The sequence below is a fragment of the Streptomyces sp. NPDC048462 genome (genome assembly GCF_043200175.1).
In the GTDB taxonomy this organism is placed as follows: Bacteria; Actinomycetota; Actinomycetes; order Streptomycetales; family Streptomycetaceae; genus Streptomyces.
This window is the reverse complement of the sequence record NZ_JBICXG010000008.1, coordinates 54,379-79,519: the sequence shown is the minus strand read 5'-3', so window position 1 is coordinate 79,519 and position 25,141 is coordinate 54,379. Positions and strand designations below refer to the sequence as shown.

At 71.3% G+C, this 25,141-nt stretch carries 21 protein-coding genes and 1 pseudogene; 16 read left to right on the top strand and 6 right to left on the bottom strand.

What is annotated here, in order from left to right; genetic code table 11:
- The first annotated feature begins 8 nt into the window (after positions 1 to 8).
- The 4 genes from ilvN (at position 9) to ACGFU6_RS16105 (ending at position 4,194) form a co-directional block, all read left to right on the top strand.
- Positions 9 to 536: an acetolactate synthase small subunit gene (ilvN, locus tag ACGFU6_RS16120; RefSeq protein ID WP_073738667.1), complete on the top strand. Its 528-nt coding sequence runs from the start codon at positions 9 to 11 to the stop codon at positions 534 to 536.
- Between the two features lie 98 nt (positions 537 to 634).
- Entirely contained in the window at positions 635 to 1,636 is a 1,002-nt protein-coding gene (gene ilvC / locus ACGFU6_RS16115; protein WP_393611325.1) for a ketol-acid reductoisomerase, read from the top strand.
- 276 nt (positions 1,637 to 1,912) lie between these two features.
- Positions 1,913 to 3,505, top strand: coding sequence for a phosphoglycerate dehydrogenase (gene serA / locus ACGFU6_RS16110; RefSeq protein WP_123523383.1), 1,593 nt, complete (start codon positions 1,913 to 1,915; stop codon positions 3,503 to 3,505).
- A gap of 77 nt (positions 3,506 to 3,582) precedes the next feature.
- Positions 3,583 to 4,194 carry a TetR/AcrR family transcriptional regulator gene (locus ACGFU6_RS16105; RefSeq protein ID WP_393611323.1) on the top strand — a complete coding sequence of 204 codons (612 nt, stop codon included), beginning with the start codon at positions 3,583 to 3,585 and terminating at the stop codon, positions 4,192 to 4,194.
- A gap of 105 nt (positions 4,195 to 4,299) precedes the next feature.
- On the opposite strand, the gene ACGFU6_RS16100 is transcribed toward ACGFU6_RS16105, so the two are convergent.
- On the bottom strand, positions 4,300 to 5,442 hold the full coding sequence (locus tag ACGFU6_RS16100) for a PucR family transcriptional regulator (RefSeq protein WP_393611321.1): 1,143 nt from the start codon (positions 5,440 to 5,442) through the stop codon (positions 4,300 to 4,302).
- Positions 5,443 to 5,631: 189 nt separating this feature from the next.
- Here ACGFU6_RS16100 and ACGFU6_RS16095 point away from each other — a divergent pair, with 189 nt between their 5' ends.
- On the top strand, positions 5,632 to 6,558 hold the full coding sequence (locus ACGFU6_RS16095) for a proline dehydrogenase family protein (RefSeq protein WP_393611320.1): 927 nt from the start codon (positions 5,632 to 5,634) through the stop codon (positions 6,556 to 6,558).
- Between the two features lie 43 nt (positions 6,559 to 6,601).
- A complete protein-coding gene (gene pruA, locus ACGFU6_RS16090) occupies positions 6,602 to 8,233 on the top strand; it encodes an L-glutamate gamma-semialdehyde dehydrogenase (RefSeq protein WP_393611318.1) in 1,632 nt (543 codons plus the stop codon).
- Between the two features lie 144 nt (positions 8,234 to 8,377).
- Here pruA and ACGFU6_RS16085 read toward each other — a convergent pair whose 3' ends face one another.
- From ACGFU6_RS16085 to ACGFU6_RS16075, 3 genes are read right to left on the bottom strand one after another with little or no spacing between them, the layout of a single operon-like run.
- Positions 8,378 to 9,583, bottom strand: a complete 1,206-nt coding sequence (locus tag ACGFU6_RS16085; protein WP_393611317.1) for a lysophospholipid acyltransferase family protein — start codon at positions 9,581 to 9,583, stop codon at positions 8,378 to 8,380.
- Positions 9,583 to 10,443, bottom strand: coding sequence for a phosphatidate cytidylyltransferase (locus ACGFU6_RS16080; protein ID WP_393611316.1), 861 nt, complete (start codon positions 10,441 to 10,443; stop codon positions 9,583 to 9,585). Before ACGFU6_RS16080 ends, ACGFU6_RS16085 begins: the two co-directional genes overlap by 1 nt.
- Positions 10,440 to 11,012 carry a CDP-alcohol phosphatidyltransferase family protein gene (locus tag ACGFU6_RS16075; protein WP_393611314.1) on the bottom strand — a complete coding sequence of 191 codons (573 nt, stop codon included), beginning with the start codon at positions 11,010 to 11,012 and terminating at the stop codon, positions 10,440 to 10,442. The genes ACGFU6_RS16080 and ACGFU6_RS16075 overlap by 4 nt, the downstream gene beginning before the upstream one ends.
- A gap of 165 nt (positions 11,013 to 11,177) precedes the next feature.
- Here ACGFU6_RS16075 and ACGFU6_RS16070 point away from each other — a divergent pair.
- Positions 11,178 to 11,447: pseudogene (locus ACGFU6_RS16070) on the top strand (LysR family transcriptional regulator substrate-binding protein); the annotation flags it as partial.
- Positions 11,448 to 11,699: 252 nt separating this feature from the next.
- Positions 11,700 to 11,828, top strand: a complete 129-nt coding sequence (locus ACGFU6_RS16065; RefSeq protein WP_260255582.1) for a hypothetical protein — start codon at positions 11,700 to 11,702, stop codon at positions 11,826 to 11,828.
- 34 nt (positions 11,829 to 11,862) lie between these two features.
- On the opposite strand, the gene ACGFU6_RS16060 is transcribed toward ACGFU6_RS16065, so the two are convergent.
- Positions 11,863 to 13,434, bottom strand: coding sequence for a purple acid phosphatase family protein (locus tag ACGFU6_RS16060; RefSeq protein WP_393611312.1), 1,572 nt, complete (start codon positions 13,432 to 13,434; stop codon positions 11,863 to 11,865).
- A 130-nt stretch (positions 13,435 to 13,564) separates the two neighbouring features.
- Here ACGFU6_RS16060 and ACGFU6_RS16055 point away from each other — a divergent pair, with 130 nt between their 5' ends.
- Together ACGFU6_RS16055 and ACGFU6_RS16050 are read left to right on the top strand one after the other, a co-directional pair.
- Positions 13,565 to 14,605, top strand: coding sequence for a 3-isopropylmalate dehydrogenase (locus ACGFU6_RS16055; protein ID WP_393611311.1), 1,041 nt, complete (start codon positions 13,565 to 13,567; stop codon positions 14,603 to 14,605).
- A 241-nt stretch (positions 14,606 to 14,846) separates the two neighbouring features.
- Positions 14,847 to 15,935: a branched-chain amino acid aminotransferase gene (locus ACGFU6_RS16050; RefSeq protein ID WP_393611310.1), complete on the top strand. Its 1,089-nt coding sequence runs from the start codon at positions 14,847 to 14,849 to the stop codon at positions 15,933 to 15,935.
- Positions 15,936 to 15,995: 60 nt separating this feature from the next.
- Here ACGFU6_RS16050 and ACGFU6_RS16045 read toward each other — a convergent pair whose 3' ends face one another.
- The gene (locus ACGFU6_RS16045; RefSeq protein ID WP_393611309.1) at positions 15,996 to 17,432 is read right to left on the bottom strand and encodes a cytosine permease; all 1,437 of its coding nucleotides are present in this window, start codon (positions 17,430 to 17,432) and stop codon (positions 15,996 to 15,998) included.
- 158 nt (positions 17,433 to 17,590) lie between these two features.
- Here ACGFU6_RS16045 and ureA point away from each other — a divergent pair, with 158 nt between their 5' ends.
- From ureA to cimA, 6 genes are all read left to right on the top strand, one after another.
- Positions 17,591 to 18,289 carry an urease subunit gamma gene (gene ureA / locus ACGFU6_RS16040; RefSeq protein ID WP_393611308.1) on the top strand — a complete coding sequence of 233 codons (699 nt, stop codon included), beginning with the start codon at positions 17,591 to 17,593 and terminating at the stop codon, positions 18,287 to 18,289.
- Positions 18,289 to 19,971 (top strand): urease subunit alpha, encoded by a 1,683-nt coding sequence (locus ACGFU6_RS16035; protein WP_393611306.1) that lies wholly within the window; start codon positions 18,289 to 18,291, stop codon positions 19,969 to 19,971. The genes ureA and ACGFU6_RS16035 overlap by 1 nt, the downstream gene beginning before the upstream one ends.
- Positions 19,972 to 20,032: 61 nt before the next feature.
- Complete coding sequence (locus tag ACGFU6_RS16030) at positions 20,033 to 21,058, top strand: agmatine/peptidylarginine deiminase (RefSeq protein WP_393611304.1); 1,026 nt, start codon at positions 20,033 to 20,035, stop codon at positions 21,056 to 21,058.
- Positions 21,059 to 21,115: 57 nt separating this feature from the next.
- On the top strand, positions 21,116 to 21,721 hold the full coding sequence (locus tag ACGFU6_RS16025; RefSeq protein WP_393611302.1) for a TetR/AcrR family transcriptional regulator: 606 nt from the start codon (positions 21,116 to 21,118) through the stop codon (positions 21,719 to 21,721).
- An 81-nt stretch (positions 21,722 to 21,802) separates the two neighbouring features.
- Complete coding sequence (locus ACGFU6_RS16020) at positions 21,803 to 23,137, top strand: MFS transporter (protein ID WP_393611300.1); 1,335 nt, start codon at positions 21,803 to 21,805, stop codon at positions 23,135 to 23,137.
- Between the two features lie 277 nt (positions 23,138 to 23,414).
- Complete coding sequence (gene cimA, locus ACGFU6_RS16015) at positions 23,415 to 25,022, top strand: citramalate synthase (RefSeq protein WP_393611298.1); 1,608 nt, start codon at positions 23,415 to 23,417, stop codon at positions 25,020 to 25,022.
- Positions 25,023 to 25,141 lie beyond the last annotated feature (119 nt).

The following is a 25,141-nucleotide window of genomic DNA, read 5'->3' as shown; positions in this document are numbered from 1 at the left end:
CGACTTCCATGTCCACCAAGCACACGCTCTCCGTCCTGGTCGAGAACAAGCCCGGTGTCCTCGCCCGGATCACCGCACTGTTCTCCCGCCGCGGCTTCAACATCGACTCGCTCGCGGTCGGTACCACCGAACATCCCGACATCTCTCGCATCACCATCGTGGTCAATGTCGAGGGCCTGCCCCTGGAGCAGGTGACCAAGCAGCTCAACAAGCTGGTCAACGTCCTGAAGATCGTCGAACTCGAGCCCGCCGCTGCGATCCAGCGCGAGCTCGTCCTGGTGAAGGTCCGCGCCGACAGCGAGACCCGTTCCCAGATCGTCGAGATCGTCCAGCTGTTCCGCGCCAAGACCGTGGACGTCTCCCCGGAGGCAGTCACGATCGAGGCGACCGGCGGAGCCGACAAGCTGGAGGCGATGCTCAAGATGCTGGAGCAGTACGGCATCAAGGAGCTCGTCCAGTCCGGCACCATCGCCATAGGACGTGGCGCGCGCTCGATCACCGACCGTTCCCTGCGCGCCCTCGACCGCACGGCGTAGCCGCCGCCTCGCCGCTCGTATGGCGAGACCCGAAAACGTAACTGACGCACCCCGCCGTACGGTGGGACGCAACACCTGCACACCAAGGAGAAGACCCAGTGGCCGAGCTGTTCTACGACGACGATGCCGACCTGTCCATCATCCAGGGCCGCAAGGTCGCGGTCCTCGGTTACGGCAGCCAGGGCCACGCCCACGCGCTGTCGCTGCGCGACTCGGGTGTCGACGTCCGTGTCGGTCTGCACGAGGGTTCCAAGTCCAAGGCCAAGGCCGAGGAGCAGGGCCTGCGTGTGGTGACCCCGGCCGAGGCGTCCGCCGAGGCCGACGTCATCATGATCCTCGTCCCGGACCCGATCCAGGCCCAGGTCTACGAGGAGTCCGTCAAGGACAACCTCAAGGACGGCGACGCGCTGTTCTTCGGCCACGGCCTGAACATCCGCTTCGGCTTCATCAAGCCGCCGGCGGGCGTCGACGTCTGCATGGTCGCCCCCAAGGGCCCGGGTCACCTGGTCCGCCGCCAGTACGAGGAGGGCCGCGGCGTTCCGTGCATCGTGGCCGTCGAGCAGGACGCCACGGGCAAGGGCCTGGAGCTGGCGCTCTCGTACGCCAAGGGCATCGGCGGCACCCGCGCCGGCGTCATCAAGACCACGTTCACCGAGGAGACCGAGACCGACCTCTTCGGCGAGCAGGCCGTTCTCTGCGGTGGCACCGCCGCCCTGGTGAAGGCCGGGTTCGAGACGCTGACCGAGGCCGGCTACCAGCCGGAGATCGCGTACTTCGAGTGCCTGCACGAGCTGAAGCTCATCGTGGACCTCATGTACGAGGGCGGCCTGGAGAAGATGCGCTGGTCCATCTCGGAGACCGCCGAGTGGGGCGACTACGTCACCGGCCCGCGCATCATCACCGACGCCACCAAGGCCGAGATGAAGAAGATCCTCGGCGAGATCCAGGACGGCACCTTCGCCAAGGCCTGGATGGCGGAGTACCACAACGGTCTGCCCAAGTACAACGAGTACAAGAAGGCCGACAGCGACCACCTGCTGGAGACCACGGGCCGTGAGCTCCGCAAGCTCATGAGCTGGGTCAACGACGACGACGCGTAACACCGAAGCCCGAAGGGGCGGACCCCCGGGTCCGCCCCTTCGGGCTTCCGCCCTGCTTCACCGCTGGAAGAGGCGGCGTCGTACGTGTGTACAAGTCGTCCAGCCCCGTGCGGGTGATCCTTCCAACGGGGCGCGGTATGCGTCCTCGCGCATGACTACACTGCTCCACACATACACGCGTCAGGCCCACAGTGTCGTGCGTCTTCCACGCGGCAAGCCCCTCCACCGCCTGCGGCCGTCGGGACGGCCGTCCGCACTGGACCTGTGAGGACTCACGTGAGCTCGAAACCTGTCGTACTCATCGCTGAAGAGCTGTCGCCCGCCACGGTGGACGCCCTGGGCCCGGACTTCGAGATCCGGCACTGCAACGGCGCGGACCGCGCCGAGCTCCTCCCCGCGATCGTCGATGTCGACGCCATCCTGGTGCGCTCCGCCACCAAGGTCGACGCCGAGGCCATCGCCGCCGCGAAGAAGCTGAAGGTCGTCGCCCGCGCGGGTGTCGGTCTGGACAACGTCGACGTCTCCTCGGCCACCAAGGCCGGTGTGATGGTCGTGAACGCGCCGACCTCCAACATCGTCACCGCCGCCGAGCTGGCCTGCGGTCTGCTGGTCGCCACCGCGCGCAACATCCCCCAGGCCAACACCGCCCTCAAGAACGGCGAGTGGAAGCGCTCCAAGTACACGGGCGTCGAGCTGAGCGAGAAGACCCTCGGTGTCGTCGGCCTCGGCCGCATCGGCGTCCTGGTCGCCCAGCGCATGTCGGCCTTCGGGATGAAGATCGTCGCGTTCGACCCCTACGTGCAGCCCGCGCGCGCCGCGCAGATGGGCGTCAAGCTCCTCTCGCTGGACGAGCTGCTCGAGGTCTCCGACTTCATCACCGTGCACCTCCCCAAGACCCCGGAGACGCTCGGCCTGATCGGTGACGAGGCGCTGCACAAGGTGAAGCCCTCGGTGCGGATCGTCAACGCCGCGCGCGGTGGCATCGTCGACGAGGAGGCGCTCGCCTCCGCCCTCAAGGAGGGCCGCGTCGCGGGCGCCGGGCTCGACGTGTACACCAAGGAGCCCTGCACGGACTCCCCGCTGTTCCAGTTCGACCAGGTCGTCTGCACCCCGCACCTCGGCGCCTCCACCGACGAGGCCCAGGAGAAGGCCGGCGTGGCCGTCGCCAAGTCCGTCCGCCTGGCCCTCGCCGGTGAGCTCGTGCCCGACGCGGTCAACGTCCAGGGCGGCGTCATCGCCGAGGACGTGCGCCCCGGCCTGCCGCTCGCCGAGAAGCTCGGCCGGATCTTCACCGCCCTCGCGGGCGAGGTCGCGGCCCGTCTCGACGTCGAGGTCTACGGCGAGATCACCCAGCACGACGTCAAGGTGCTCGAACTCTCCGCGCTCAAGGGCGTCTTCGAGGACGTCGTCGCCGAGACCGTCAGCTATGTCAACGCCCCGCTGTTCGCGCAGGAGCGCGGTGTCGAGGTCCGCCTCACCACCAGCTCCGAGTCGCCCGACCACCGCAACGTGGTCACCGTCCGCGGCACCCTCGCCAGTGGCGAGGAGATCGCGGTCTCCGGCACGCTGGCCGGTCCCAAGCACCACCAGAAGATCGTCGCGATCGGGGACCACGACGTGGACCTGGCGCTGGCCGACCACATGGTCGTCCTGCGGTACGACGACCGCCCCGGTGTCGTCGGCGCGGTCGGCAAGATCCTCGGTGAGGCCGGGCTGAACATCGCCGGCATGCAGGTCTCGCGGGCCGATGTGGGCGGCGAGGCGCTGGTCGTCCTCACCGTCGACGACGACGTCCCGCCGTCGGTGCTCGCCGAGATCTCGGCCGAGATCGGCGCGGCTTCGGCCCGTTCGGTCAACCTCACCGACTGAGCGGTTCCGCAACCCTCGTACCCGGCATCTAGACGTGCGTCTTACACAAACGTCTGCATGCCGGGTACGCTGCTGTCATGGGACATCGTGAGGATCTGCTCGAAGGCGCCAAGCGCTGCCTGCTGGAGAAGGGGTACGCCCGGACGACGGCCCGCGACATCGTGGCCGCCTCGGGGACGAACCTCGCCTCCATCGGCTACCACTACGGCTCCAAGGAGGCCCTGCTCAACCTCGCCTTCCTCAAGGTGACCGAGGAGTGGGGCGACGTGCTGACCAAGGAGGGCCAGGCTGAGCAGGAGGCCCGGCCCGAGGTGCCGGCCGCACCGCTCGACCAGTTCCGCGAGACCTGGGAACGGGTGATCGGGAGCTACGAGCAGACCCGCGCCGTCTGGCAGCTCCAGATGGAGGTCATCTCGCGCATCGACTCCGACCCCGAGCTGCAGAAGTCCCTCGCCGGCCCCCAGCGCGAGGGCCGCGACGGGCTCGCCGAGAACATGCTGGGCATCGACCCGGAGACCGAGCCCGAGAAGGCGCGCGTGGCCGGCCTCTTCTGCCAGGCGCTGCTCGCCGGCGTCATGGTCCAGTGGCTGATGGACAGTGACTCCGCGCCCTCCGCACAGGATCTGACGGACGGGCTGAAGGCCGTACTGGAGGGCCGGGCGCCCCAGTTCGGGGGCGGCGCGGCATGAGCGCCCGCGCGGGGGGACGTTCGACGCCGCACGGCGACCTGGCGGCGTGGGGGCCGCTCGTCGCGCCGGACCCGCCGTCCTGGCCGTAGATCCGGGAGCGGGTCCTCAGAGCCGGGACGCCTTCAGCGCCATGTGCAGCAGCAGCCGGTCCTCGCCGTCGTTCAGGTCGAGGCCGGTGAGCTGCTGGACCCGGGAGAGCCGGTAGTAGAGCGTCTGGCGGTGGATGCCCAGCTCACCGGCGGTCCGGGACGCCTGGCCCGCGCAGTCGAGGAACACCTCGGCGGTACGGGCCAGGTCCCGGTGCGCCGGGGTGAGCAGCGGGCGGACCGTGTGGTCGGGCGGCGTGTCCGGGGCGAGGGCGGTCAGCAGGCGGTACGGGCCGATGGCCGACCACTGGGCGACCGGGCCGAACCTGGTCTCCGCCGCTGCCGCCCGGTTCGCGGCGGACGCCTCGTGCCAGGCGTCGGCCAGCTCCGTCAGGCCCCGGCGCGGTACGGCGATCCCGGCGGTGGCGGCGGCGCCCGCGGTGGCGCGCAGCCGGTCCGCGGCGGTGAGCGCCGGGTCCAGGACCTCGGGTGAGCGCAGCCGGACCAGCGCGGCCAGGGCCGGGGTGCCCGCCGTGTCCGCGGACGGGGCGGGCGACAGGGCGGCCGCCGAGGGCAGGGTGCGCACCGAGGGCGGGTCGTCCCGCCACGGGGTCACGCACACCACTGTGTGCAGCCCCTCCGCGTCCGGGCCGAGCGCCTCGCTGAGCGCGGCCACCGCCATGTCGCGCTGCCAGCCGCGCGCCGCCGTGATGACCGCGCCGAACTCCCGGGACAGGTCGGTGCCCGCCCGCGCCTCGTCGGAGAGCAGCGCCCCGATCCGGGCCGCCACCTGCATCGCCGCCGCCAGCTGCTGGTCGGTCGGCCCGGGGTCGGCGTCCAGCAGCCAGACGTAGCCGAGCACCACACCCCGATGGCGTACCGGAAGACAGATCCGGTCCCGGTTGACGCCCGCCTCCGGGGCGGCCGGGATGCGGACGGGGCCGGTGGCGCGGGTGATGCCGAAGTTCTCGAACCAGGCGCGGACCGCGGGGGTCGAGCGGCGGGTCAGGATCGAGCGGGTGCGGACCGGGTCCATCGCCGTGTCGTCGTCGCTGTCGTGGGCGCCGAAGGCGACCAGACCGAAGTCCCGGTTCTCCAGCGTCGCGGGAGCGCCGAGCAGCCCGGAGATCTCGTCGACCAGCTCCTGGTAATCGCCCTTCACCCGGCCATTCTCGCACCCCTTCAGACATATGTCTGAGATCCAGGGCACGGATGCGTGACAGCTGTCGATGGCCCAGGATCGGAGAGATCCATAGATTTCACGGTGGTTCTCCGTGTTGTACCGCTTTCCGAACCTCGCGTTCGGCCGTCGCGGTACGGCCTTCGTCCGTACTTTCCGTGGAGGTGCCCCGTGCTGGGTCCCGTGATTCTCGCCGCGTCCCGCAGCGACAAGATGCGCCGCTTCATCTCGGCAGCCCCGGGCACCAAGCAGGTCGTCGGCCGGTTCATCGCCGGTGAGACGGTCGAGCAGGTCGTCCCGATCATCGAGGACGCCGCCGGCAAGGGCCTCGAAGTCACCATGGACGTGGTCGGTGAGGACATCACCACGCCCGAGCAGGCCGCCGCCGCACGCGACGCCTACCTGGAGCTCGTCGGCCGCCTGGGGGACCTCGGTCTGGGCACGAAGGCCGAGATGTCCGTCAAGCTCTCCATGTTCGGCCAAGCGCTGGACGGAGGGCACGAGCTGGCCCTCGCCAACGTCCGCCCGGTCGTCGAGGCCGCCGCGGCGATCGGCACCACGGTCACGCTGGACGCCGAGGACCACACCACCCTCGACTCGATGTTCGCCATCCACGAGGAGCTGCGGAAGGACCACCCGCAGACCGGATGCGTCATCCAGGCCTACCTCTTCCGCACCGAGGACGACGCGCGCCGCCTGGCCGACGCCGGCAGCCGCGTCCGTATCGTGAAGGGCGCCTACAAGGAGCCCGCCTCCGTCGCGTACCAGGACAAGGCCGAGATCGACAAGGCGTACGTCCGCATCCTGCGGACGCTGATGGACGGCGACGGCTACCCGATGATCGGGTCCCACGACCCGCGTCTGATAGCCATCGCCCAGGAGCTGGGCCGCAAGGCCGGCCGCAAGCTCGACGAGTACGAGTTCCAGATGCTGTACGGCATCCGCAGCGACGAGCACATCCGGCTCGCGGCCGAGGGCCACCGCATGCGCGTCTACACCGCCTACGGCACCGACTGGTACGGCTACTTCATGCGCCGCCTCGCGGAGAAGCCGGCCAACCTGCTGTTCTTCGGCCGCTCCATCCTCACCAAGGGCTGAGCCCCCTCCCCCCCTCCCCTCTACTGAAGGAGCAACGGAACCCATGGACGCTGTGACCCAGGTCCCCGCGCCGGTCAACGAGCCGGTCCACTCCTACGCCCCGGGCTCCCCGGAGCGCGCCCGCCTGGAGGCGAAGCTCAAGGAGCTCAGCGAGAACCCGATCGACCTGCCGATGACCATCGGCGGCGAGAAGCGGATGGGCGGCGGCGAGCGCTTCGACGTCGTACAGCCCCACAACCACAAGGCCGTCATCGGTACGTACGCCGGCGCCACCGAGCAGGACGCGAAGGACGCGGTCGACGCCGCCCTCGCCGCCGCTCCGGCCTGGCGCGCGATGTCCTTCGACGACCGCGCCGCCATCATCCTGCGCGCCGCCGAGCTGCTCTCCGGCCCCTGGCGCGAGACGCTGGCCGCCTCCACGATGCTCGGTCAGGGCAAGACCGCCCAGCAGGCCGAGATCGACTGCCCCTGCGAGCTCGTCGACTTCTGGCGCTTCAACGTGCACTACGCGCGCCAGATCCTGGCCGAGCAGCCCCCGGCCAACTCCGCCGGCGTGTGGAACCGCATGGACCACCGCCCGCTGGAGGGCTTCGTCTACGCGATCACGCCGTTCAACTTCTCGGCCATCGCGGCCAACCTGCCCACCGCGCCCGCCCTGATGGGCAACGTAGTGGTGTGGAAGCCGTCCCCCACGCAGACCCACGCCGCCGTGCTGCTGATGCAGCTCCTGGAGGAGGCCGGTCTGCCCAAGGGCGTCATCAACCTGGTGACCGGTGACGGCATCGCCGTCTCCGACGTCGCCCTGAACCACCGCGACCTGGCCGGTATCCACTTCACCGGCTCGACCCCCACCTTCCAGCACCTGTGGAAGACGGTCGGCAACAACATCGCGAACTACCGCACCTACCCGCGTCTCGTGGGTGAGACCGGCGGCAAGGACTTCGTCGTCGCCCACCCGTCGGCCGACCAGGCCGTGCTGAAGACCGCGCTGACCCGGGGCTCCTTCGAGTACCAGGGCCAGAAGTGCTCGGCCTCCTCGCGCGCCTACGTCCCCGCCTCCATCTGGAACTCCGGTTTCAAGGAGAAGTTCGCGGCCGAGGTCGACGCCATCACCATGGGCGACGTCACCGAGCTGTCGCACTTCATGGGGGCCGTCATCGACGACCGTTCCTTCGCGAAGAACAAGGCCGCCATCGACCGAGCGGCGGCCGACCCGGCGTGCACGATCATCGCCGGTGGCACGTACGACGACTCGGTGGGCTACTTCGTGCGCCCGACCGTCATCGAGTGCAGCGACCCGGCGAACGAGGTCTTCACGACCGAGTACTTCGGCCCGATCCTCGCCGTTCACGTCTACGAGGACGACGCGTACGACGCGATGCTGGAGCAGATGGAGTCGGTCTCCGACTACGCCCTGACCGGTGCCGTCATCTCGAACGACCGCGCCGCGGCCGCGTACACGATGGAGAAGCTGCGGTACGCCGCGGGCAACTTCTACATCAACGACAAGTCGACCGGTGCCGTCGTCGGCCAGCAGCCCTTCGGTGGCGGCCGTGCCTCGGGTACGAACGACAAGGCGGGCGCCCCCCAGAACCTCCAGCGCTGGACCCTGACCCGGGCCATCAAGGAGACGCTGGTCCCGCCGACCGAGTACACCTACCCCCACCAGGGCTGACCCTCACCAGGGCTGACCCTCCGGGGCGCCGCCCTCCCGGCGCCCCGCCACGATTCCCGCCTCCCGACCGGTTCCCCTGCCGGCCGGGGGGCGGTTTCCATTTCGGCGGGGCGGGTCCGGCGGGGCCGTCGCAGCGCGGCCGGTTCAGGTCCAGCCGTGCACGATCAGCGAGAGTCCCACCGCGAAGCCGCCGCCCAGAGTCGCGAGGTAGCGGCCGTAGTGGCGGCGGTGGCGGCGCGTCAGCAGCCCGAACCCGGCGAGGCCGAGTCCGACGGTGAGCGTGCGCGAGCCGCGGGCCGCCGCCGACGCGCCGAGCCAGTCCGCCGCCGGGACCCCGGCGCGCCCGGCCTGCGCGCCGTACACCTTGAACGGGACGCCGTTCCACGGCTGGTGGCGCACCGCGGACGCGCCCTCCAGCGCCAGTTCGTGCCGGACCTGCGCGCGCATCCGGTCCGTGGTCAGCGGCGCGGGCAACTGGACCCCGGCCGAGGCCAGCTGGAGCGCGAGCAGTCCGCCGGCCAGGCTCCCCGCGAGCGCGCCCAGGGACATCCGCAGCGCCGCGCTGGGCGCCGCCACGCACACCGCGCCCAGCAGCAGCTCCGGCATCAGCGGCCAGCTCAGCGCCTCCGCGAACGCCCAGCAGAACGCCAGCGGCAGCCCCCACCGTGAGGTGACGACGGCCGCCACCCGTCGTCTGGTCGCCGAGTCCCGCAGCGGCTCGGCCGCCGTCCGGTCGTGCAGCGCCCGCACCGCGTCACGGGCCTGGCCGGGGGTGACCGCCGGAGGCAGCGGCTCACCGACCGTCACCCGGACCAGCGCGGACCGCAGCCGGCCGTGCTTGGGCAGCAGCCGGTCCGTCCCGGCGATGCCCACCGGCACGACCGGTACCCCCGCCTCCTCGGCCAGTACCAGCGCGCCCCGGTGGAAGGAGCCCAGTTCGCCGTCCCCGCCCCGGGTGCCCTCCGGGAACAGCACGACCGCCCGGCCCGCGCGCAGTTCACCGGCCATCGACAGCAGGTCGTCCATCCCGCCGCCGCCCCGCCGCACCGGGAACCCGGCCGCGAGCCTGCGGCAGATCCGGCGCCGCCAGGGGGAGGCGAACCAGTAGTCCGCCGCCGCCCCGATCGCCGGGCCGTGCCGGGCGTCGAGCGCCGCGAGGAGCGCGGCCGTATCGGCGTGCGAGGAGTGGTTGGCGACCACCACACAGCCGCCCCGGGGCAGCCGGCCGCGCCGCTCGACCCCGCCGGTGAGGCTGAGGGCGGTCCACCACAGGGTGCGCCTCAGCGAGGCGGCGAAGCGCGACCGTACCGGGAGCAGGGCCCGTCCGGGCGGGCGCGTGAGGGTGTTCATCAGGTCATCACCATCGCCAGGAGAAGGGCCACGAGCAGGGAGTCGATCCGGTCGAGGAGGCCGCCGAAACCGGGCAGCCAGCTGCCCGCGTCCTTCACCCCCGACTCGCGCTTGACCATCGATTCGACCAGGTCGCCCAGGACGCAGCCGCCGGTCGCCGCCGCCCACAGCGGCAGGCTGAACTCGGCCAGCACCAGCAGGAGTCCGGCCGTCGCGGCGGCCGCGCCGAGCACGCCCGCCCAGGTCTTGTTGGGGGAGAGCGGCGACAGCGGGCGGGCGAGCGGACCGCGCCGGCCCAGTGCCGTACCGCCGCACCAGGCGCCGACATCGCCCAGCGCCACCGCGAGGCCCGTCGCGACCGCGGTCCCGCCGAGCGTCACCAGGCCGGTCAGCGCGACCGGGATCCACAGCAGCCCGAAGGCGGTCCGGGCGCTGCGGGTGAAGCCGGTCCGGTCGTCGCCGCCCAGCACCGGGGGGAGCGCGGCGGCGACCGGCAGCAGCGCCGCAGCTCGCAGGTCCAGCAGGTGGGGCGCGAGCCAGGCCAGCGCGGGCAGCACGAGCGCGGCCGCCACCAGCACCGCGTGGTCACCGCGCCGCAGCCCCGCCATCCGGACGAACTCGCCCGCCGCGACCACTCCGAGCCCGGCGGCCAGCGCGAACGTACCGCCGCCGCCCAGCAGGAAGGGCCCGAGGAAGACGGGCGCCACCAGCGCCCAGGTCCGCCACCGCCTGCGCAGCTCGGCCCGCATCCGCATCTTCGAGGGGAGGACGGCGACGGCCGCCCCGCCCGCGCCCAGCACACCCGCGACCAGCGGCACGGCGCGCGCGGCGGCCTCCTCGGCGATCAGCAGGGCGCTCATGCTGTCTCCCGCCACAGGCCGGTCAGCCGGAGCGCGGCGGTGAGCAGTGAGCCCGCGGTGATCACGATCAGTACGGGTACGGCCCAGCCGCTCGCCGCCGCGACCACGGCCAGCAGGCAGCGTTCGGTCTTGCCGACCGGGCCGCCGTTGCGCCGGGGCGCTCCGGCCGCGGCCCCGGCCAGCGAGACCCAGGACGGCAGGGTGGCCGCGAGTCCGGCGAGCGCCACCAGCCACAGCGGGGCGAGCGTGAGGAAGCCGGCCAGCACGAGGAGGTCCGCCACCCGGTCGCCCAGTTCGTTCAGGATCGCGCCGCGCCGCGTCGTGCGGCCGGTGTCGCGGGCCAGCGCCCCGTCCAGGTTGGCGAAGGCGAGCCGGGCCGCGAGCAGCACGGCGACCGGCAGGGCGGCGGGGCCGGCGGGCAGCCAGGCCAGTGCGGCGGCGGCGCCTGCCGCGGCGAGCACGCCGGCCGCGGTGACGGTGTCGGGCGACACCTCGTGGCGGACCAGCGAGGCACGGACACCGGAGAGCCGGTCCGCGTACCAGGGCTTCAGAGCGTAGAGGCCGTTCATGGGTCCAACTGTCGTGCGCCGTGGGGTGCTTCGACACGGGGTGCGTACTCATGTGCGGGCTGAGTACGTGGTGGGTGCCCGGGTGCGTCCGGGCGCCCGGCCTCAGCTGCCGGCGAAGGCGGCGCCGGACGGGATCGACGCGGCCGTCGAGTGCTGCTGGAGGCGTCGTACACCCGCGCGTGGTGGTCCGCGCAGGACTGGATCCCGCGCGCGACGATGGAGGCGGGGGACGACGGAGCGGTGCTCTCGATGGTGTCCCGTGGGCTCGGCATGGCCATCATGCCCGGACTGTCCCTCGAAGGAGCACCGGACACGGTGGCGATCACCGCTCTCGGACCGGAGCGCCCGACGCGTTCGGTGGGCTATGTCACCACCCCTGAGCTGGCACGATCGCTCGCCGTGCGGGCGCTCATCCGGGAGCTGCGGGCCGGCTGAGCCGAACCCCCGTCTCAGATAGTAGGAAGTCCGAGTAATTGTGGAGACAGAACGGCGGGGCTGCCCTAGCTTTGTAGAAGCCGAACGTCTCGCTGGAACCAGCGACTGGCGTTGTGAGTGCGTGCCCCGATGCAGGTAACCCCTGCGGCATCCGCTCCCGCCCCTTCCGGCGCCTCGAAATCACCGATCTCGAAATCACCGTTCACGATGTTCGATCTCGAAATCCTCGCGATCTCAAGGAGTCGATCCACCATGGCCGAGACCACTGTCCGCCGCGTCCGTCACGCCCACCGCCCGACCGAGTCGGAGCGCCAGAACGCCGCCGCCGCCCTGCAGCGCGCACTCGACCGCCGGGACAACGGCGGCTCCACCGGTCACTGACCGGGCCCGCCCCGGCCCGGCCGTGACCCGCTGATCAGCCCCTGCTGATCTCGAAGTGGTCGATGCGCTCGCCGGACTCGGCGAGCGCGGTGACCTTCATCCGGGCGTGCCGCCCGGCCTCCACCTCCACCGCGAGGAACGAGAAGCCGGTGTAGCGCACCCGGGACCACTCGACGGTCTCGGTGGCCTTTCCGCCGCCCTTGACCGCGTGGTAGGTGTTCACGCTCTCCAGGTCCGTGACGTGTCCCTCGTAGCTGTCCGGTGCCGGGAAGTCGTAGAGCGCCTTGCCCGCGCCGCCCGCGGTGACGTACACGATGCCGTCCCGCTTCGGGTTGGTGCGCTCGCCGATCGGCACCTTGCGCTTGACGCTGTTCTTGAGGATCGCGTCGGTGCGCTCGTAGACGTGGTTGTGACCGTTGATGACCAGGTCCACCTGGTGCTTCTCGAAGAGCGGCACCCAGGCGTCCCGTACGCCGCCGTCCGAGGCGTGTGCGTTGGTCGTGGAGAAGGCGCAGTGGTGGAAGAAGACCACCAGGAAGTCGATGTCGTGGCGGGCGCGCAGCTCGCCCAGACGCCGGTCCAGCCAGCGCGTCTGCCGGCCGCCGCTGATGCCGAAGTTGGCGGGGATCTCGTAGGAGACGTCGTTGGCGTCGAGTGCGATCACGCCCACGTTCCCGTGCACGAAGGAGTAGGCGCCGGGCTGGTTCACCGGGTCCGGGCCGTTGTCGGGCAGGGTCCAGCGGGCGTTCTGGCCGCCGTATCCGTCGGGTGAGTACCAGGCCTCCATGTCGTGGTTGCCGGTGGTCACCATCCACGGCACGGTCTTCGACACGGTCTCCGTCTGCGCCAGGAACTGGTCCCAGGTGCGGGCGTCGTAGGTGTCGCTGGTCTGTCCGGAGCCCGAGGGGTCGGCGTAGCAGATGTCGCCCGCGTGCAGGTGGAAGGCGGGGTTCTGGCCCAGGATCAGCTGGTCGTTGCCGAGCGCGTGGTAGCTGACGCCTTGGTCGCCGAAGGCGGTGAAGGTGAAGTTCCCGGCGCGCGAGGGCGCGGTGGTGAAGGTGCCCAGGGTGCCCAGGTTGCGGGTGTCGGCCGGGTCGAAGCCGTCGTGGCCGACGCCGTAGTAGTACGTCGTGCCGGGCTTCAGCCGCTCCAGGCCGGCGTGTACGTAGAACTGCTCGGCGGCCGCGATCTTGCCGTCGTTCAGCCGCGGCGTGGTGAGGTGGCGCACCTCGGCGTCGATCTTCCGGCTCAGCGCCCACGGCTTGAGGCCGATCCGGATGTACGGGCGGCGCACGGCGAACGGGACCTGCCAGGAGACCGCCATCTGCGTCCTCGGGTCGGCGCCGTAGGCCAGGTGGCGGCCGAACGGGGCGACCAGCGAGCCGTCCACCCGGGTGGTGCTGTGCGAGGTGAGCACCGTCGGCGCCGCGTACGCGGGGGAGGCGGTCAGCGAGGTGCCGAGGCCGGCACCGGCGACCGCGGCGGTCGCCACGCTCGTACGCAGCACACCGCGACGGGTCAGCCGGCTGCGCAGGTAGTCGTGCTGCTCGGCCATGCTCATGCGGTCGGCGAGCTTCTCGGGGATTCCGAAGCGGGGGATGTCCATGGGCGACAACCTCCACCCACGCGCTGACGTGCTCCCGTCGTGTAGGTGAACGGTACACGTACAACATCCCATGTGTCCGTATGGTGGACGGCACGTGTCATGGGGTGGGACGCGCAGTAGGGTGCTGGGCATGTCTCGCAGCATCAATCTCGCAGTGATCCCCGGTGACGGTATCGGCCGGGAGGTCGTGGCCCAGGGTCTCAAGGTCCTCAACGCTGTTCTCCCGCAGGATGTGAAGCTGGAGACCAAGGAGTACGACCTCGGTGCCCAGCGCTGGCACCGCACCGGCGAAACCCTCCCGGACGCGGAGCTGGAGGCCCTCAAGGGCCACGACGCCATCCTGCTCGGCGCGATCGGTGACCCCTCGGTGCCGTCCGGCGTCCTGGAGCGCGGGCTGCTGCTGAAGCTGCGTTTCGCCTTCGACCACTTCATCAACCTGCGGCCGTCGAAGCTGTTCCCGAACACCGAGACCCCGCTGGCCGGCCGCCCGGACATCGACTTCGTCGTCGTCCGCGAGGGCACCGAGGGCCCGTACACCGGCAACGGCGGTTCGCTGCGCACCGGTACCGAGCACGAGGTCGCCACCGAGGTCAGCCTCAACACCGCCTTCGGTGTCGAGCGCGTCGTCCGTGACGCCTTCGAGCGGGCTGCCGCCCGCCCGCGCAAGAAGCTGACGCTGGTCCACAAGAACAACGTCCTCGTCTTCGCGGGCCACCTGTGGAAGAACACCTTCGACAAGGTCGCGGCCGAGTACCCCCAGGTCACCACCGACTACCTGCACGTCGACGCCGCGACGATCTTCTTCGTCACCCAGCCGGAGCGCTTCGACGTCATCGTCACCGACAACCTCTTCGGTGACATCCTGACCGACCTCGCCGCGGCCGTCTCCGGCGGCATCGGCCTGGCCGCCTCGGGCAACATCAACCCGACGGGCGCCTTCCCGTCGATGTTCGAGCCGGTCCACGGCTCCGCCCCCGACATCGCGGGCCAGGGCAAGGCCGACCCGACCGCCACGATCCTCTCCGTCGCCCTCCTGCTGCGCCACCTCGGCCACGAGGCCCAGGCCGTGCGCATCGAGGAGGCCGTCTCCGCCGACCTCGCGGAGCGCGACGGCAGTGCCCGCAGCACCGACGAGATCGGCGACGCGCTCGCGGTACGCGTAGCGGGCTGATCCGACGACTCCACCACGAAGCCGCCGGGTCGCACACGCACCCGGCGGCTTCTCCTGTGCGGCCCCGGGTGTCACCATCGAATCCTGGACCGCGCACACGTCATTTCGTGCACGGCCTCCCGCGAGAGATAATCGAACGGGGCCGTGGCTCGCCATGAAGCTCGGACGTCCTACAACCTGTCCGGCGGGAGTGGGCGTGAGTGCGGTCCTACACACACAAAACGGTGAAGGACACGTACTCATGACGACGCCCACGATCGAGCTCAAGCCCTCCTCGAACCCGCTGTCCGACGCGGAGCGCGAGGCGAACATGACCGAGCCCGGATTCGGCCGCTACTTCACCGACCACATGGTGACGATCAAGTGGACCGAAGGCCGCGGCTGGCACGACGGCCAGCTCGTCCCGTACGCGCCGCTGTCGATCGACCCGGCCAACATGACGCTCCACTACGGCCAGGAGATCTTTGAGGGCCTCAAGGCCTACCGCCAGCCCGACGGCACGGTCGCCACCTTCCGCCCCGAGGCCAACGCGGCGCGCTTCCAGTCCTCCGCCCGCCGGCTCGCGATGCCGGAGCTGCCCGTCGAGACCTTTGTCGCGGCCTGCGACGCGCTGGTCCAGCAGGACGCGGCCTGGGTCCCGGCCCACGGCGGCGAGGAGTCGCTGTACCTGCGCCCGTTCATGATCGCGACCGAGGTCGGCCTCGGCGTGCGGCCGTCGAACGAGTACCTCTTCATCGTCATCGCCTCGCCCGCGGGCGCGTACTTCCCCGGCGGCGTGAAGCCCGTCTCCATCTGGCTCTCGGAGGACCGCGTCCGCGCCGTCCCCGGCGGCATGGGTGACGCCAAGACCGGCGGCAACTACGCCGCGTCCCTGCTCGCCCAGGCCGAGGCCGCCGCCAAGGGCTGCGACCAGGTCGCCTACCTCGACGCCGTCGAGCACAAGTGGGTCGAGGAGCTCGGCGGGATGAACCTGTACTTCGTGTACGGGAACAAGATCGTCACCCCGTCCCTGACCGGCTCGCTCCTCGCCGGCATCACCCGTGACTCGCTCCTCACGCTCGCCGCGGACCTCGGCTACGAGCCCGAGGAGAGCCGGGTCTCGATCGGCCAGTGGCGCGACGACTCGGCGGCGGGCACGCTCACCGAGGTCTTCGCCTGCGGCACCGCCGCCGTCATCACCCCCGTCGGCACCGTGAAGAGCGCGAGCGGCGAGTGGGTCCAGGGCGACGGCACGCCGGGCCCGGTCACCCTCAGGCTGCGCGAGCGCCTGCTGGACATCCAGCGCGGCACCGCCGAGGACACCCACGGCTGGATGCACCCGCTCGGCTAGGGCCTGTCGTCCTGATCGTGCCGGGCCCGCACGGGTCCGGCACGATCAGGACGGAAGACCTCAGGACGTGTGCTGAGCCGCCGGCCGGGTCTCCACGGGGGTCCGGCCGGCGACGCCGTACGGGCCCGGCCCGGTCAGGACGGCGTACGTCACCCCGCCGACCAGGCCCGACAGCACGAAGCTGCAGTCCACCCCGCCGGTCAGCGCGAGCAGCGGGCCCTCGTAGAGCGGGGTGGAGACGCCGCACAGGCCCACCGCGGCGCCGAGCGCCCAGGCGAGGGTGGCGTGCGGGTGCCAGCCGGCCCGGTACCAGTAGACGCCGCCCCGGGTGCCCCGGTTGTAGACCTGAAGGGCCTCCGCGTCGTACGCACCCCGGCAGCGCCGGTGCGAGATCATCGTGATGACCGCCCAGGGCGTGCCGATCGCGGTGAGCAGCAGCACGAACGAGGTCATCGCCGACTGGGCGTTCCACACGAAGTGGCCCAGGAACACGAACGCCGTGGCGACCCCGGCGACGACCAGTGTGGCCCGTGCCCGGGTGGCGCGCGGCAGGATCGCGTCCAGGTCCAGGCCCATGGAGTAGAGCATCAGCCCGGCGTTGCCCACCGAGCCGGCGGTCGCCGCGAGGAGCAGCGGCAGCAGGTACCAGGCGGGTGCGGCGGCGACCAGCGGGCCCGCGTAGTCGAGCGAGGCGCGGGCGGCGAGCGCGGTGTACGTACCGAAGAGCTGCGGGACCAGCAGTCCGACGACCAGGCCGGCGCAGGTGGCGCGCAGCACCCGGCGCGGGTGGTGGCGGACCGGTGAGATGTACCGGGTGTAGTCGCCGAGCAGGGTGATGAAGGCGATCGGCCCGCTCAGCCCGGCGGCCACGGCGGACAGCGCCCAGGTGGGCCAGAACGAGCCGAGCAGGTACGGGGTGTCCGGCGGGGCCGCCGTCGTGAGGTCCGGCGCGTAGGCGATCAGCCCGATCAGCAGCAGCACGGTCATGCCGACCGCGAGGATCTTGCTCAGGCGCAGCAGCAGCCGGTACCCGTACACCGCGCCGACGACCGTGCAGGCCGCCAGGACCGCGTAGACCAGGGTGTGCGAGAGGCCGCCCGAGGGCAGTCCGGCGAGGCGGGCCAGGGTGCCCACCATCACGTCGCCGCCGATCCACAGGGTGAGCGCGGTGTACCCCAGCGCGAGCAGCAGCCCGACGACGGAGCCGACCAGCCGGCCGCGTACGCCGAAGGCCGCGCCGCTGGACGTGGACAGGTTCGTCGCCGTGCGCAGCGAGACCAGGGCGAGCGGCGCGGTGACCGCCACCCCGACGGCCGTGCCGACGACGACCGAGGTCACCGCGGGCCACAGGCCGAGCCCGAAGGAGACCGGCAGCCAGCCGAAGACGATCACGCCCAGGCAGAGGTTCGATCCGAGCAGGATCGAGACGAGGTCGCGCGGGGTGCTGGTGCGCTCCGCCTCCGGGATGGTGTCGACTCCGTGCTGTTCGATCGGCATGAGGCCGCCCCTGACGTTCGACTATTTGAGTGCTGCTCAATCTGACGTAATCCGGTGAGACCCGTCAATGGTCTAGTGATTCTGGATTTCGTTGCATCGTGACTGGAGCCGTGAGCGAGTCATGATTAGAGTGACGTTCAAACAGGAGGTGTGGTGACGTGCGACTGACCCCGAGTGAGCGTGACCGGCTGCTGCTCTTCGGAGCCGCCGAACTTGCGCGGGCCCGCCGGGCCCGCGGGCTGCGGCTCAACGTCCCCGAGGCGACCGCGCTGGTCGCGGACACCGTCTGCGAGGCGGCTCGCGACGGGCTGCGGCTCGCGGAGGCGATAGCGGCCGCCCGCGCCGTGCTCGGGGCCGACGACGTGCTCCCCGGAGTGGCGGACGTGGTCACCGAGGTGCACGTGGAGGCCGTCTTCGACGACGGATCGCGGCTCGCCGTGGTGAGCGACCCCATCGGCGCCGGCACCGGGACGCGGCTGGGTGACAGCGCCCCCGGCGCGGTGCTGCCGGCTCCGCCGCACGCCGAGCCGGAGCCCGCGCTGCGGCTGACCGTGCGCAACACCGCGACGGTCCCGGTCAGCGTCACCTCGCACTTCCACTTCTTCGAGGCCAACCCCCGGCTCGACTTCGACCGGGCGGCCGCGTACGGCATGCGGCTGTGCGTGCCGGCCGGATCCTCGGTCCGGTTCGACCCGGGCGGCGCGGCCGAGGTCGGCCTGCTGCCGATCGGCGGCGCCCGGATCGCGATCGGCTTCGCCGGTCTCGTCGACGGTCCGCTGGACGCGCCCGGCGCGAAGGAGGAGGCCCTGCGACGCGCGGCGGCCTGCGGTTATCTCGGAGTGGAGGGCGGCGCCTGATGGACCCCTACGAGTACGCGTCGGTCCACGGACCCCGCGCCGGGGACCGGGTCGTCCTCGGCGACTCCGGGCTCGTGGTGCGCGTCGAGTCGGACGCGCAGCGCCACGGCGACGAGTTCCTGGCCGGATTCGGCAAGACCGCGCGCGACGGGCTGCACCTGAAGGCCGCCGCGGTCCGCGACACCTGCGACGTCGTCATCAGCAACGTGCTGGTCATCGACGCGGTCCAGGGCATCCGGAAGGTCTCCATCGGCATCCGGGAGGGGCGCATCCACGCGATCGGCCGGGCCGGGAACCCGGACACCCTCGACGGTGTGGACGTCGTCGTCGGCACGGGCACCACCATCGTCTCCGGCGAGGGCCTGATCGCGACCGCCGGAGCCGTCGACACCCATGTCCACCTGCTCTCGCCGCGCATCATGGAGGCCTCGCTCTCCTCCGGCGTCACCACCGTCATCGGCCAGGAGTTCGGCCCGGTCTGGGGCGTCGGCGTCAACTCGCCCTGGGCGCTGCGGCACGCGTTCAACGCGTTCGACGCCTGGCCGGTCAACATCGGCTTCCTGGCGCGCGGTTCGTCCTCCGACGACGCGCCGCTGGTGGAGGCGCTGGCCGAGGGCGGCGCGTCCGGCTTCAAGGTGCACGAGGACATGGGCGCGCACACCCGCGCCCTGGACACCGCGCTGCGGGTCGCGGAGGAGCACGACGTACAGGTGGCGCTGCACAGCGACGGGCTGAACGAGTGCCTGTCGGTGGAGGACACCCTGAGCGTGCTGGACGGGCGGACGATCCACGCCTTTCATATCGAGGGCTGCGGCGGCGGGCACGTACCGAACGTGCTGAAGATGGCGGGCGTCCCGAACGTCATCGGCTCGTCCACCAATCCGACCCTGCCGTTCGGCCGGGACGCGGTGGCCGAGCACTACGGGATGATCGTCTCCGTCCATGACCTGAAGACGGATCTGCCCGGGGACGCCGCCATGGCGCGTGACCGGATCCGGGCCGGGACGATGGGGGCAGAGGACGTCCTGCACGATCTCGGCGCGATCGGGATCACCTCCTCCGACGCGCAGGGCATGGGGCGCGCGGGCGAGACCGTACGCCGCACCTTCGCCATGGCCGGAAAGATGAAGGCCGAGCTGGGACCCCTGGAGGGCGACGGCCCGCACGACGACAACGCCCGGGTGCTGCGCTACGTGGCCAAGCTGACCATCAACCCCGCCATCGCGCACGGGCTGAGCGACGAGATCGGCTCCATCGAGGTGGGCAAGCTCGCCGACATCGTGCTCTGGAAGCCGCAGTTCTTCGGCGCGAAGCCGCAACTGGTCCTGAAGTCGGGCTTCCCCGCCTGGGGCGTGACCGGTGACCCCAACGCGGCTACCGACACCTGCGAACCGCTGGTCCTGGGACCGCTGTTCGGCGGCCACGGTGCGACCCCGGCCGATCTCTCGGTGGCCTTCGTGGCGAAGGCCGCAGTCGACCTCGGCTCCGACCTGATGCCCACCCGGCGGCGCAGGGTCGCGGTGCGCGGCACCCGTTCGATCGGCCCGGCGGATCTGCTTCTCAACTCCCGGATCGGGGAGGTCGGGGTGAACGGGGAGAGCGGTCTGGTGACGCTGGACGGGGCGCCGATGCGGTCCGGACCCGCCGACTCGATCTCGCTCAACCGCCTTTACTTCTTGTAGCCGCAGCACTACACGCGCACCGCTCCGCCTTACGACACACAGCCTTCAGGAGTCCGACGACATGACCTTCCGTATGCCGCCCGAATGGGCCCCGCACGAGCGCACCTGGATGGCCTGGCCCGGACCCAACGCCACGTTCACCGGCGACGATCTCGGCCGGGCCCGCGAGGCCTGGGCCGCAGTGGCCCGCGCCGTACGCCGCTTCGAGCCGGTGACCGTGGTCGTACCGACCGGGCAGTCCCGGGAGGCCCGCCCGCTCCTCGGCCCGGACATCGAGCTGGTCGAACGCGATCTGGACGACGCCTGGATGCGCGACATCGGGCCGACCTTCGTCAGCGACGGCAGCCGGCTCGCCGCCGTGGACTGGGTCTTCAACGGCTGGGGCGCGCAGGACTGGGCGAGCTGGGAGCACGACGCACGGATCGCCCGTGAGGTGGCCGCTCTCGCCGGAGTCCCCGTGCACAGCTCGCCCCTGGTCAACGAGGGCGGCGGCATCCACGTCGACGGCGAGGGCACCGTACTGCTCACCGAGACGGTGCAGCTCGGCCCCGAGCGGAACCCGGGCTGGACGAAGGAGCGGGTCGAGGCCGAGATCCACGACAAGCTGGGCACCACGAAGGCGATCTGGCTGGAGCGCGGGCTGACCGGCGACTATCCGCCGCACGGCTTCGGCACCCTCGGCCACGTGGACATCGTCGCCGCGTTCGCCGGCCCCGGGGTGGTCGTCGCCCACACCCAGCCGGACCCCTCCCACCCCGACCACGAGCTCTGCGCACGGAACGTCGAGCTGCTCCGCTCCCGGACCGACGCGCGGGGCCGCGCCCTGCGGGTCGTCGAGGTCCCGGCACCCGCCGCCGTGCGGGACGAGGAGGGTCACTGGGTCGACTACTCCTACATCAACCACTACGTCTGCAACGGCGGCGTCGTCCTGTGCGGCTTCGGCGACCCCCGGGACGAGATCGCGGCGGGCATCTTCCGCCGCCTGTACCCCGGACGCACTGTCACCCTGGTCGATGCCCGCACGATCTTCGCGGGCGGCGGCGGCATCCACTGCATCACCCAGCAGCAGCCCGCGGTACCCGGCTGACCGGCGCATCCGGTAGAACGTACTGGTGAACGAGACGCTCAGCGCACCGGCCGCGCCATGACCCCGCCCCCCGCCAGGCGGCGCAACACGGCCCCGCCCCGCGAGTCCCTGCTCGTCGCCGCCATGGCCACCATCGCCGAGCGCGGGCTCGACGGGCTGACCATGGCCGGGCTCGGCCGGGAGGTCGGGATGAGCAGCGGGCACCTGCTGTACTACTTCCGGACCAAGGACGAACTGCTGCTGCAGACCCTGGAGTGGAGCGAGGGCCGGCTCGGTGCCGAGCGCGGCGCCCTGCTCTCCCGGCAGGAGCCCGCCGCCGAACGCCTCGACGCGTATGTGCACCTGTACGTCCCCGAGGGGCCGCGCGACCCGCACTGGACGCTCTGGCTGGAGGTCTGGAACCGCTCGCAGAACGCCGACGCCGACGCGCGTGGGCGGATGGCCGCCATCGAGGGGGCCTGGCACCGGGACCTGGTGGCGCTGCTGGCCGAGGGCATCTCGCGCGGCGAGTTCGGCGCTGTGGACCCGGACCGCTTCGCGACCCGGCTGCGCGCCCTCCTGGACGGCTTCAGCGTCCACGTCGCGGTCGGCATCCCGGGCACCGGACGAGAACAAGTCCTGTCCCACGTAGGGGAGTTCCTGCGGGACGCACTGCTGCGGTGAACACAACGCACGTAAGTACGCCCGATCGTTGCCAGGTGAATCCTTGTGAGTCCCGCAGCCGTTGGGGCACGGTGACCAACCATGGGACGAGAGCAGTGGAAGAAGATCTGGGTCGGCTCCGCCGGCAACATGGTCGAGTGGTTCGACTGGTTCGTGTACGCCACCTTCGCGGTCTACTTCGCGGACGCGTTCTTCCCCGAGGGCAACGAGACCGCCAACCTCATGAACACCATGGGGATCTTCGCGGTCGGCTTCTTCATGAGACCGGTCGGTGGCTGGCTGCTCGGCCGGATCGGTGACCGTAAGGGCCGCAAGGCCGCGCTCACCCTCACCGTCACCCTGATGTCGGCCTCCGCGATCCTCATCGCGATCGCGCCGACCTACGACGTCGCCGGGTACGGCGGCGTCGCCGTGCTGATGCTCGCCCGGCTGCTCCAGGGGCTCTCGGTCGGCGGCGAGTACGCGGCCAGCGCCACCTACCTCACCGAGGCGTCGGCGCCCGAGAAGCGCGGCTTCGCCTCAAGCTTCCAGTACGTCTCCATGACCGCCGGACAGCTCGTCGGCCTCGGGCTCCAGATCGTCCTGCAGCGCAACATGTCCGACGCCGCGCTGCACAGCTGGGGCTGGCGCATCCCGTTCGCTGTCGGCGCGCTGGGCGCCCTCATCGTCTTCTACCTGCGCCGCTCCATGCTGGAGACGGAGGTGTACGCCGGCTCCGGCGCCGCCGAGCAGGAGGACCGGGGCACGCTCAAGGTGCTCTGGCAGCACCGGCGCGAGGCGTTCCTGGTGATGGCGCTGACCATGGGCGGGACGGTGGCCTACTACACGTACACCACCTACCTCACCAAGTTCCTCTCCAGAAGCGCCGGCATGGACAAGTCCACCGCCTCGCTCGTCAGCTTCTGCGCCCTGTTCGTCTTCATGTGCATCCAGCCGCTGGCCGGCATGCTCTCCGACCGGATCGGCCGCCGCCCGCTGCTGATCACCTTCGCCGTCGGCTCGACCTTCCTGACCGTGCCGATCATGACGATGCTCAAGCACGCCGACACCTTCTGGCCCGCGCTCGGCTTGGCGCTCCTTGCCCTGGTCGTGGTCACCGGCTACACCTCCATCAACGCCTGCGTGAAGGCCGAGCTCTTCCCGACCGGCATCCGCGCCCTGGGGGTCGGCCTCTCCTACGCCGTCGCCAACGCGCTGTTCGGCGGCACCGCCGAGTACGTGGCGCTCTGGTTCAAGAACGCCGGCGCCGAATCCGGCTTCTACTGGTACGTGGCGGGCTGCGCCGCCGTCTCGCTCGTCGTCTACCTGTCGATGCGCGAGACCCGCGACATCGACCTGAACCGGGTCGCCGCGGCCGGGCAGCAGCTGGGGCAGCAGCGGCCGGCGGGGGCGACGAGCGTCACGCCCGCATCCTGAGACAGGGCACGGCACGGAGGCGGTCCTGTGCCAGACTGCTTCCGTGTCCTCGTTCGTCATGATTATTGGCAACAGGCGCGCCGGTCCGCAGTGACCGTCCCGTACCACCATGTACGGCACGGCCATCGTGCCCCAGACCCGCGCGCAGACCTCTCGCACCCGCGAGGGGTTTTTTGTTTTCCGGCCCTCACCTCGGCCGGAGCGAGGCGCGCGGGATGATGGGGGCAAGTGGAGCCAGATCGTCCGGATCCACTCATCCGACAGGAGTCAGACCAGCATGACCACCGAGGCCAAGCCCACCGACGACAGTTTCCACGTCTTCGACACCACGCTGCGCGACGGTGCGCAGCGTGAAGGCATCAACCTGACGGTCGCCGACAAGCTCACCATCGCCCGGCACCTGGACAACTTCGGCGTCGGCTTCATCGAAGGCGGCTGGCCGGGCGCCAACCCACGTGACACCGAGTTCTTCGCCCGCGCCCAGCAGGAGATCGAATTCCGCAACGCCGAGCTGGTCGCCTTCGGCGCGACCCGCAGAGCGGGCGGCAGGGCGGCCGACGACCCCCAGGTCAAGGCGCTGCTGGCGTCGGGCGCACCGGTGATCACGCTGGTCGCCAAGTCCCACGACCGCCATGTGGAACTGGCCCTGCGCACCACCCTGGAGGAGAACCTGGAGATGGTCCGCGACACCGTCTCCTTCCTCCGCGAACAGGGCCGCCGGGTCTTCGTCGACTGCGAGCACTTCTTCGACGGCTACCGCGCCAACGCCGAGTACGCCAAGGCCGTCGTGCGGACCGCGTCCGAGGCCGGCGCGGACGTCGTCATCCTCTGCGACACCAACGGCGGGATGCTCCCGGCCCAGGTCCAGGCCGTCGTCTCCACCGTCCTCGCGGACACCGGCGCCCGCCTGGGCATCCACGCCCAGGACGACACCGGCTGCGCCGTCGCCAACACCCTGGCCGCGGTCGACGCCGGCGCCACCCACGTCCAGTGCACCGCCAACGGCTACGGCGAGCGGGTCGGCAACGCCAACCTCTTCCCCGTCGTCGCCGCGCTGGAGCTCAAGTACGGCAAGACCGTCCTGCCCGAGGGCGCGCTCGCCGACATGACCCGCGTATCGCACGCCATCGCGGAGGTCGTCAACCTCGCGCCCTCCACCCATCAGCCCTACGTCGGTGTCTCGGCCTTCGCGCACAAGGCCGGGCTGCACGCCTCCGCGATCAAGGTCGACCCCGACCTGTACCAGCACATCGATCCCGCGCTGGTCGGCAACTCCATGCGGATGCTCGTCTCGGACATGGCCGGCCGCGCCTCCATCGAGCTCAAGAGCCAGGAGCTCGGCATCGACCTCGGGGGCGACCGCGCGCTCGTCCAGCGCGTCGTGGAGCGGGTCAAGGAGCGCGAGCTCAAGGGCTACACCTACGAGGCGGCCGACGCCTCCTTCGAACTGCTGCTGCGGGCCGAGGCCGAGGGCCGGGTGCGCCGCTACTTCCGTACCGAGTCCTGGCGCGCCATCGTCGAGGACCGCCCCGACGGCACGCACGCCAACGAGGCGACCGTGAAGCTCTGGTCCAAGGGCGAGCGCATCGTCGCCACCGCCGAGGGAAACGGCCCGGTCAACGCGCTCGACCGGGCCCTGCGCGTCGCGCTGGAGCGGATCTACCCGCAGCTCGCCAAGCTGGAGCTGGTGGACTACAAGGTCCGCATCCTGGAGGGGCGCACCGGCTCCGACTCCACGACCAGGGTCCTGATCACCACCGGCGACGGCACGGCCGACTGGTCGACCGTGGGCGTCGCGGAGAACATCATCGCGGCGTCCTGGCAGGCGCTTGAGGACGCGTACACCTTCGGCCTGCTGCGCGCGGGGATCGAGCCGACGGAGTAGTGCTGGGCCGCCGGGGGGGGGGGGGGCCCCCCCGGGGGGGGGGGCCGGGGGGGCGGGGGGGGGGGGAACAGCCCGCGCGCGCCCCCCGGGGGGGCGGGGTGGCCGGCGCACACCCCAGC

What these genes read in the sequence shown, in the direction of transcription:
- ilvN (WP_073738667.1), top strand. Translation starts at nt 9, where the DNA reads ATGTCCACCAAGCACACGCTCTCCGTCCTGGTCGAGAACAAGCCCGGT.
- ACGFU6_RS16105 (WP_393611323.1), top strand. Translation starts at nt 3,583, where the DNA reads ATGGGACATCGTGAGGATCTGCTCGAAGGCGCCAAGCGCTGCCTGCTG.
- pruA (WP_393611318.1), top strand. Translation starts at nt 6,602, where the DNA reads ATGGACGCTGTGACCCAGGTCCCCGCGCCGGTCAACGAGCCGGTCCAC.
- ACGFU6_RS16085 (WP_393611317.1), bottom strand. Translation starts at nt 9,583, where the DNA reads ATGAACACCCTCACGCGCCCGCCCGGACGGGCCCTGCTCCCGGTACGG.
- ACGFU6_RS16080 (WP_393611316.1), bottom strand. Translation starts at nt 10,443, where the DNA reads ATGAGCGCCCTGCTGATCGCCGAGGAGGCCGCCGCGCGCGCCGTGCCG.
- ACGFU6_RS16075 (WP_393611314.1), bottom strand. Translation starts at nt 11,012, where the DNA reads ATGAACGGCCTCTACGCTCTGAAGCCCTGGTACGCGGACCGGCTCTCC.
- ACGFU6_RS16065 (WP_260255582.1), top strand. Translation starts at nt 11,700, where the DNA reads ATGGCCGAGACCACTGTCCGCCGCGTCCGTCACGCCCACCGCCCGACC.
- ACGFU6_RS16060 (WP_393611312.1), bottom strand. Translation starts at nt 13,434, where the DNA reads ATGGACATCCCCCGCTTCGGAATCCCCGAGAAGCTCGCCGACCGCATG.
- ACGFU6_RS16055 (WP_393611311.1), top strand. Translation starts at nt 13,565, where the DNA reads ATGTCTCGCAGCATCAATCTCGCAGTGATCCCCGGTGACGGTATCGGC.
- ACGFU6_RS16050 (WP_393611310.1), top strand. Translation starts at nt 14,847, where the DNA reads ATGACGACGCCCACGATCGAGCTCAAGCCCTCCTCGAACCCGCTGTCC.
- ACGFU6_RS16045 (WP_393611309.1), bottom strand. Translation starts at nt 17,432, where the DNA reads ATGCCGATCGAACAGCACGGAGTCGACACCATCCCGGAGGCGGAGCGC.
- ACGFU6_RS16035 (WP_393611306.1), top strand. Translation starts at nt 18,289, where the DNA reads ATGGACCCCTACGAGTACGCGTCGGTCCACGGACCCCGCGCCGGGGAC.
- ACGFU6_RS16030 (WP_393611304.1), top strand. Translation starts at nt 20,033, where the DNA reads ATGACCTTCCGTATGCCGCCCGAATGGGCCCCGCACGAGCGCACCTGG.
- ACGFU6_RS16025 (WP_393611302.1), top strand. Translation starts at nt 21,116, where the DNA reads ATGACCCCGCCCCCCGCCAGGCGGCGCAACACGGCCCCGCCCCGCGAG.
- ACGFU6_RS16020 (WP_393611300.1), top strand. Translation starts at nt 21,803, where the DNA reads ATGGGACGAGAGCAGTGGAAGAAGATCTGGGTCGGCTCCGCCGGCAAC.
- cimA (WP_393611298.1), top strand. Translation starts at nt 23,415, where the DNA reads ATGACCACCGAGGCCAAGCCCACCGACGACAGTTTCCACGTCTTCGAC.